Raw genomic sequence first — 8444 nt, forward strand, 5'->3', positions numbered from 1 at the left:
GAGAAAGATGAAATCAAGAAAAAAAATAAAAACATTTTTATTAGCAATTAGTTCTTTTTCAATTCCTCTTGTTGGTGTTGCTTGTTCGCAATCTTCAACTAAAGAAGGAGACAAAGAAGTTAACGGTCTTAAGAATGAAAATGAAAAAGTTAGACTTAATGCAAGTGTATTAAATTCTGTAAAAGACTATAATTTAGGACTTGCAGCTAATCCAATTAACTCTTTAAATTACATTAAGTACCCTTCTGTTAATAAAATATTACCTTCATTAGTTGAATCACCAATTAAATCTGGACCTAATGAAGCTATTAAAAGAATCGCTAATATACCAAGAATGAACTGAGGGTTATATCAATCTGAAGATGGTACAGTTGATACGTTTTTAAAGGAGAATCCAAATCCAGAAAATTCAGGAATGTTTTATTCTTTAGATAATTTTGGATCTGCTCCTGGAACAATAAATACTGACCAAACAGAATATTATTCAGTAAATTCAATTATTACTACAAATAATAAATTTTTAACATCAAACATATTTTTAAATGACGGACAAAGTAAGTGAAGTAACGGTGATTCTGTTACTGCAGATGATTATATCGACGGAATCCATTATATTTTAGATTTAGAAACAGGTTCTCAAAGAATAACATCTACATTACAACGTAAATTCCAAAATGCAAATGAATTAATGCAAGCTCAACAAGAATATATTCAAAAACATAATGTTGCCTTTAAAAATCCTTTTGCTTACCCTCCAGTTATAGAGGTTAATGGTAAATGAGAATATGATGTATTTAATCCTGATTATCAACCTTGAGCATCGCAAAATATAGGAGATGATGAAGAAGTTTTAAAAATTAAAAATAACGCTTTAGCGTTAGGTTTATATTCTGGTAGAATGTACTGAAATTATGATAATAAAACAATTTTAAGTGCTATTCCTTATTCTCCTGATTTTGATTTTGAAGCAGAAGATACATTAATTATGTTACCTAATCCAGAATATTCACTAAAACTTCATACTGAAAAAGAATTAGAAACCATACCACAAAGATTACCAAAAAGAATTAGAAAGTATTTATATTTCGATCCTAAGCAAACTGTTTCTGATGATTTTAAATCATTATTAAAAGAATCAAGAAGTTTAAAACATAAAATGGGTGATTTAAAGTATTCTGAAGAAACTAAAAATGAATATATTGAAAAAATTAATAAATTATATAAAAATTTAGTTTCTAACGGACAAACAACACTTGATAATGATTTTGTTAGACAACTTAACCCTAAAAAATATTTTAAAAATAGACTTTTAGGTCTTGATGAGTATACTTTAAGAATCGGTTATGACGAATATGAACCTTCAAGTATTAATAGTGCATATCGTGATTTAGAAGGTGAATTAATCCCTGTTAACAGATTATTTATAGAGTCAATAGGTGGGATTAAAGAATTTGGACTTAAAAAAGAAAACTTTTTAACTAATGGTCCATTTAACATTGATGATCTTGTTTTAGGTCCACAAGGTTATGTGTTGCTTACTAAGAATAATCAGTATTATTCTGCTTCTAAAACAATAAGTGATAGAATTAAAATATTCTTTTCAAATGAGCCAAATATTAATTCTGCTATGTTTGAAGATGGGTATATTTCAGCAACAAGAATTCCATCGGTTTTACAATGAGATTATTGATCAAATTTAGCTACAAGAAAATACATGAATAAATCAAATGGTTTTGGTACTATTGCTCTTGGATTTAATTTAGATAAGGAAACTAATAAAGATTCTTTTGTTAATGATCAAGATTTAAGAAATGCTATTTATTATGCCGTTGATAGAAATGAAATGTTAAATATAGTTGGATGAAATACCTCATTCCCTGTTATAACATGAACTGCATTCGGTCAAGCTTCTTCAAGTTTTGGGGATGCTGTAGAGGCTGGTTTTGAACATGATTATATGTATGCAAAATACGGAACATATCCTCAAGATCAAAGTGATTCATCGAATTATTTAAACCAAACAGTATTTAAAAAATCTAAAGAACAAGCAGATAAAAACAATTGAGGAATACCAATTCCTGTTCAAAACTATACACACATTGATCATATTTCAAAAGCTATGAAATTTGAGACAGTTGATAGAACCGACAAAGGTTACCATTTAGATGTTGCTAGAGCATATATAAATAAATTTAAAGAAAAACATCCAGGTGTAAATCATGTTACTTTAAGATTTATTTCTAATTCTACAGATGAACAAAAAAATGCTGGTTTAGCACTTAAAGATTTTATGCAAAAAGCCTTTGGTGATTTTATTGAAATCGATATTAAAAACTTACCAGAAAATGTTTATGAAGATTGAAGAACTACAGGTAAATTTGATTTAATTTATCGTAATTTTGATACCTTTGGAAGTGATATTTATTCTTACATAAGAGTTTTCCTAAAACCAGATGAAATAAATTCAAGTCAACAAAAAACAACCGGTTTTAGAAATAATCCTGTTGGAAGTTGAATTTATAATGATTATTTTAAAGGTTTAGGTTATTCAAGAGATGAAAATAATAATTTAGTTATCAAAAATGAAGAAGACAAAGTTAAGATAGAAGATCTTAAGCAAAGATTGAGAATTTTAGGTGGTGAAGAAGCACCGAATAAGCCAAAAAGTCCAAATGTTTGAGAAAAAATAGTCGATCTTTCAGTTATGTACAACGATGAAAGTTTAAATGATTATACTCAACGTTATTTAAGATTCTTTACAAGTCAGTTTACTGAAAAAGAAAAAGAAGAAGGATGAACTGAGGTTATTGCTTTTGCTGTAATTGCAGGTTTTGAAAAAATAGTGCGTGAAACAGCGCCTGTTATCCCACTTATGGAAGTAGATACATATTGAGAAGTTACAAGAGTTAATGGAGTTAGTGGATTATATTCATATTCATTACAATATGCTTATGATGTTCTTAACCCACCTGTTGCTAATTTACCAACTATAATTAAATAAGGAGAAAAATAGATGAAAATAAAAAATACAAATAATTTTGTAACGGAAAATGAACTGAATTTTAAAGATAAAAAATTAATTAATAATAATTCATTTGTTGACTTTGCAAATAAAATTAAACCAAAAACATCACTTGTAAATGAAGTTTTTAATACTCAATCAAGTTTAGTTAGAGCATTAAGAAGACTTTTTATTATGGCTTTTGAATTCTTTACTATAGCTTGAATAGTTGTAACAATTACATTCTTCTTAATCAACTCAATACCTGGTTCTACAACCTTAACATCAGGATTAGATGAAGCGTCAAAAAAAGCGATTGAAGCACAATATGGTTTGGATAAACCGCTATTTCAAAGGTATTTAATTTATTTACAAAACTTGTTCCATGGTAATTTTGGAATTTCATATTCAGTATTTCCGGGACAAAATATTAATGATTTTGTTTGAGTAAGATTTTACAAATCTTTCTTAATCGGAATATTTTCGGTTATGTTAACTTTAGTTATTGGAATACCAATTGGGGTTTATGTTGGTATGAATCCTGATAAATTACCTGATCATATTGCTACTGTGGTTGTTTCAATTTTCTCATCAATCCCATCATTAGTTTTTGCCTTATGACTATTATTATTAGGTCGTATCATTAATATACCTTATTTATATGTAGAAACCGATATTACAACTTATATATTACCTGGTTTAGCACTATCATTGGGTTCAATTATTGTTTATATTAAATATATTAGAACAGAATTAAATCGTGAGCTAAACTCACAACATGCTAAGTTTTGTTATTTAAAAGGACTATCAAAATCAAGATTTGTATGAACACACGCTCTTAAACCGTCATTATTCCCAATCGCAACATTTTTCCCTGTAGTTATTTTTGGTAGTTTTATCGGTAGTTTGTTTGTTGAACAAATATTCTTTATTACAGGTTCTGGTGGTTTATTACTTAATGCTATTACTTCAAAAGATTACAACATCATCTTATTCATGGTTACAGTATTCTCATTATTAACAATTCTCTCATATACAACTCGTGACGCACTTTATAAATTAATTGATCCACGTGTAAGAAGAAGAAAGTAGGAAAAATGATTTTTAAAACAAAAAAACAACATGTGTCACCGAATAATGAACACGGTAAAGATTTAGCTCCAAATCGCTTTATCCAACCGCTTAATTATAAAAAATGAGAGTTAATTGGTAATTTACTTGAATACCATGAATCTAAAAATATTAAAAAACAACAAAATAAATGATCAGAATTATTTTATAGATATTCTAGAAGTTATGCAGGTGTATTTGGTCTAATATTATTTCTAACAATCGTTATTAGTTCGCTTATAATTCCTTTTTTCACAAGAAATCCTGAAACTTTACATATAGAAAATAAATATGAAAACTTTTTTGAAAATGGTTCTATTTTTGGAACAGATTATTTAGGTCGTGATCTATTTGGTCGTTTATGATGAGGGTTAAGGTATTCTCTTGCTCTTGCTTTAGTTACTACAATTATTCAGGTTGCTATTGGACTATTGATAGGTATAACTATGGGTCACTTTAGAATTTTTGATACCATTATGACATACATAATTAAAATTATTTCTAATGTGCCGTCAATAATTATTTTAATTGTTATAACAATAGTTTGAAAACCTACATTCTGAGTTATAGTATTCGCTCTTACTTTTACATCCTGAACAGGTATCGCAAATCAAATGAGGTCTCAAGTTTTAAGAGCTAAAAATTTCGAATGAGTCGCAGCTTCAAGCATTTTAGGTACACCTACTTATAAAATTCTTCTTAATTATTTGCCTGTTGTAGTTCCACTTTTAGTTACAGAAATAGTGTTCCACATTCCTGGTGTTATTCTTAGTGAAACATCCTTAGCATTCATTGGATTAAGTATTGATATACCTACTTTAGGAAACTTAATTTCAGAAGGTTCTAAAGTATTTACAGCATATCCAAGATATGTTTTAATTCCGTCTACTATGCTTGTTTTACTTACAACTTCAATTCAGTTAATATCTGCAAGTGTCCAAGATTCATTATTAAGACAAAGATAGGAAAATATGAAAGTAAAATCAAAAAGATATAAAAAACCTAAGTTTAAGACAAAAAAATCTAAAAAAGAAATAGATTATATATTTATTAGACAATATGAAGATGTAGTAGAATATGTAACTGAAACAAATCAAGAAGAAGTAGAAAATACTATTTATGCAGAAGCAGACGAAAATAACGATGAAAATATCGAAGTACAAGAAAAATTAGACGAAAAAAACATAGAGATTAACGAAGAAAAAAATATTATCCAAGAAGAAAAATTAGAAACAGAAAATAACAAAGAGCAAAACACTACTATTCAAGAACCAAAACAGGAATTAGAAGAAAAGACAATTAAAAATATAGATGTAAAGAACATAAATATAGATAATTGAAAAACATTATCTTATCAAGAAAAAATTAAATATTATTCTTCAACAATGAATACTAATTTAAGTTCTAATCTTGAATTGAATAAAGCTCCATATACAAAACTTTATCCTGAAATAATTAAAAAACTTGCAAAACCTCATCCCAAGAATTTATTAGAAGTTAGAAAAGATAAAAATAAATCATTTTTAAGAGGTATTGTAGATTTTTGATCAAATATCTTTAATAAATTAAAGAATTTATCTAAATTAAAAAAACAAAATCCAACTTTGGAATTTCAAAAATACATTGATAACGCAAAAACAGAACATGTACTAGATCAAGATTTAAAAGTTGCTGCCAAAATAGAAGATATTTATTTAACATTTAAAAACCCTGCGAATCCAAGCGAAAAAAACTTAGTTTTAAGAGGGCCTTCTCTTAAGGTTTATGAAGGAAAAATACACGCAATTATTGGTGAATCAGGTTCAGGTAAATCAGTTATAACTTCACTTTTATATGGACTTACAGGAAATAATTCTATTATAGAATCGGGTTCTGTTAAATTATATGGTTTAGAAGTTCATAATTTCAACCTATTTAATTGAGAAAAATCAAAATTAAGAGGAAGAATTGTTAGTGCAGTTTTCCAAAACCCTATGTCAATTTTAGATCCTACAATGAAAGTCGGGAGACAAATTACTGAGGGAATGTTAATTAATGGTATTACAAAAACCAAAAAAGAAGCAATAGAAGAGGCTATTAAGTATCTTAAATTAGCTAAAATTAATAACCCTGAAAAAGTAATGAATTTATATCCACACGAACTTTCTGGTGGTATGATTCAACGTATTGCTATAGCAGCCATAGTTAGTTTAAAACCTAAAATATTGGTTATGGACGAACCTACAACAGCACTCGATCCAACAGTTCAAGCTTTAGTTTTAGATATAGTAAGGGAATTACAAGAAAAATTTAAAATTGCAATTGTGTTTATTACTCACGATTTAGGAGTTGTTGCTTCTATTTCTGAATTTATTAACATTATGTATGCTGGTCAAATAATTGAATCTGGTACACGTGAAGAAATTTTAATGCACCCACAACATCCATATACTTGAGGTTTAATTTCGTCAATGCCTGATTACAATAATGACGAGCGTTTAAGTGTTATCAAAGGTGCGGTTCCATCTTCACTTAATGATATTCAAGGAGATGCATTTGCTATCCGTAACGATTATGCATTAGGAAAAGATCTAGAGGAAGAATCTGACTTTTATTATTTATCAGATACTCACTATGTAAAATCTAGTTTATTAGATAAAGAAGCTCCGTTTTATCGTCCGCATAAAATTATTGAAAATCTTTGAAAAAGATATTTTAACCGTTTAGAAAAACTTTATGGAGATAATTATTTTGTAACTCACAATGAATATTTGAAAAAATTAAAAGAAACAGAAGTGTATAATGAGCAAGTTGTTGAATTAATAAAAAAACAAGAAGAAAGTGAACAGGAGCAAGTAGATGAATAAAGAAAAAAAATATTATGTTGAATCTAATTGACTTGGCAAAAAACAGTACCGTGTAATTAGAGAAGGTACTGATCAAATGCTAAATTCTGTTGATAAAGAAAAAATTCTTGAAATAAGAAATATGGACGTTACATATGGACACGGTGCTAAAACTTTTTATGCACTTAAAGATTTCAATTTAAATATTTACAAGGGTGAGGTTTTAGGTTTAGTCGGTGAATCAGGTTCTGGTAAAACAACGGCTGGTAAAGCAATTATTGGCTTAACTCCTCATAGTTTTGGACAAATTAAAATATTAGATAGAGTAATACCTAAAAATAAAAATAAAGTATTTAAGTGATCTAAAAAAGGAAAAGATATTATTAACTTTATGGTCAATAAAGTTCAAATGATATTCCAGGATCCTACTAATAGTTTAAATCCATTTAAAGATGTTGAATCAATTATTGGTGAAGGTCTAACTAATACAAAAAATGCGAAAGAAATCTATATTTATAATTATGACAGTAGAGTTAAAAAAGAGATTTATGGAGAATTATGTAATATTCACCACAAAGAATTTTTTGGTGAATATGAAAAATGATTAGATAAAGAATTAGCAATTGATGAACAAAAAGCTTATCAAGCTTTTTACGGAGATTTTTATTCAAAAGTTAGAGAACTAAAAAATAATTATTTGAATAAGTTTTTAGATAAATATATCATTGAAAGAGAAAGAATTAGTAAACTTACTGAAAAGGAAGCTAAGGCATTATTGATTAGAGAAATATTAAGTTCAGTAGGTTTGGATGAAACGGTATTAGGGAGATATCCATTAGAATTTTCAGGTGGTCAACAACAACGTATTGGTATTTGTAGAGCAATTGTTCTTAAACCACAAATTTTAATCGCTGATGAGCCTATTTCAGCACTAGACGTTTCTATTCAAGCTCAAGTTATAAATATTTTTAAAGAGTTAAAAGAAAAGTATGATTTAACAATTTTATTTATAGCACACGATTTACGTATGGTTGAATATATATCAGATCGTATTGCTGTTATGAATAAAGGTACTCTTTTAGAAGTCGGTCCTGCTAAAACAATAGTTCATAATCCGCATCATCCTTACACACAAAGTTTACTTGATGCAGTTCCATCTATCGAAGCAGAAAAAGGTTCTTTAGTTGGAGAAACATATGATCCCAATATTCATAATTATGATGAGGAAAATCAACCTAAATGAATTCAAGTTGGTGAACAGCACTTTGTTTTAGCTTCCGAAAATGAAATTGAAGGTTTTAAACAAAAAGCAATAGAATATAGAAATAAAAAAAATAAATCGAATTAAAAAAAGTAAACTAAACATAAAAGTTAGTTTGCTTTCCTAAAATGAAATATCAAGTGCAACACTTTCGTGCTTGGTATTTTTATTATATCTTAACGATCTAAAAAAATCTAAAATTTTACTTAAAAAATCAATATTATTACTTTGTTTTCAATATCAAAAG

At 27.7% G+C, this 8444-nt stretch carries 5 protein-coding genes; all 5 read left to right on the forward strand.

Annotated elements, in window-relative coordinates; genetic code table 4:
* The first annotated feature begins 7 nt into the window (after positions 1 to 7).
* The 5 genes from N9R85_RS01020 to N9R85_RS01040 are packed head-to-tail and all read left to right on the forward strand — an operon-like array spanning position 8 to position 8284.
* Positions 8 to 3001: an ABC transporter substrate-binding protein gene (locus tag N9R85_RS01020; RefSeq protein ID WP_262858222.1), complete on the forward strand. Its 2994-nt coding sequence runs from the start codon at positions 8 to 10 to the stop codon at positions 2999 to 3001.
* Between the two features lie 12 nt (positions 3002 to 3013).
* Positions 3014 to 4093, forward strand: a complete 1080-nt coding sequence (locus tag N9R85_RS01025) for an ABC transporter permease (RefSeq protein ID WP_262858223.1) — start codon at positions 3014 to 3016, stop codon at positions 4091 to 4093.
* A 5-nt stretch (positions 4094 to 4098) separates the two neighbouring features.
* On the forward strand, positions 4099 to 5076 hold the full coding sequence (locus tag N9R85_RS01030) for an ABC transporter permease (protein ID WP_262858224.1): 978 nt from the start codon (positions 4099 to 4101) through the stop codon (positions 5074 to 5076).
* 6 nt (positions 5077 to 5082) lie between these two features.
* Positions 5083 to 6957 carry an oligopeptide/dipeptide ABC transporter ATP-binding protein gene (locus N9R85_RS01035; RefSeq protein WP_396888735.1) on the forward strand — a complete coding sequence of 625 codons (1875 nt, stop codon included), beginning with the start codon at positions 5083 to 5085 and terminating at the stop codon, positions 6955 to 6957.
* Positions 6950 to 8284: an ABC transporter ATP-binding protein gene (locus N9R85_RS01040; RefSeq protein ID WP_262858225.1), complete on the forward strand. Its 1335-nt coding sequence runs from the start codon at positions 6950 to 6952 to the stop codon at positions 8282 to 8284. The genes N9R85_RS01035 and N9R85_RS01040 overlap by 8 nt, the downstream gene beginning before the upstream one ends.
* Positions 8285 to 8444 lie beyond the last annotated feature (160 nt).

The organism is Mycoplasma sp. CSL7503-lung, assembly GCF_025515455.1.
Lineage (GTDB): Bacteria > Bacillota_I > Bacilli_A > Mycoplasmatales > Metamycoplasmataceae > Mycoplasmopsis.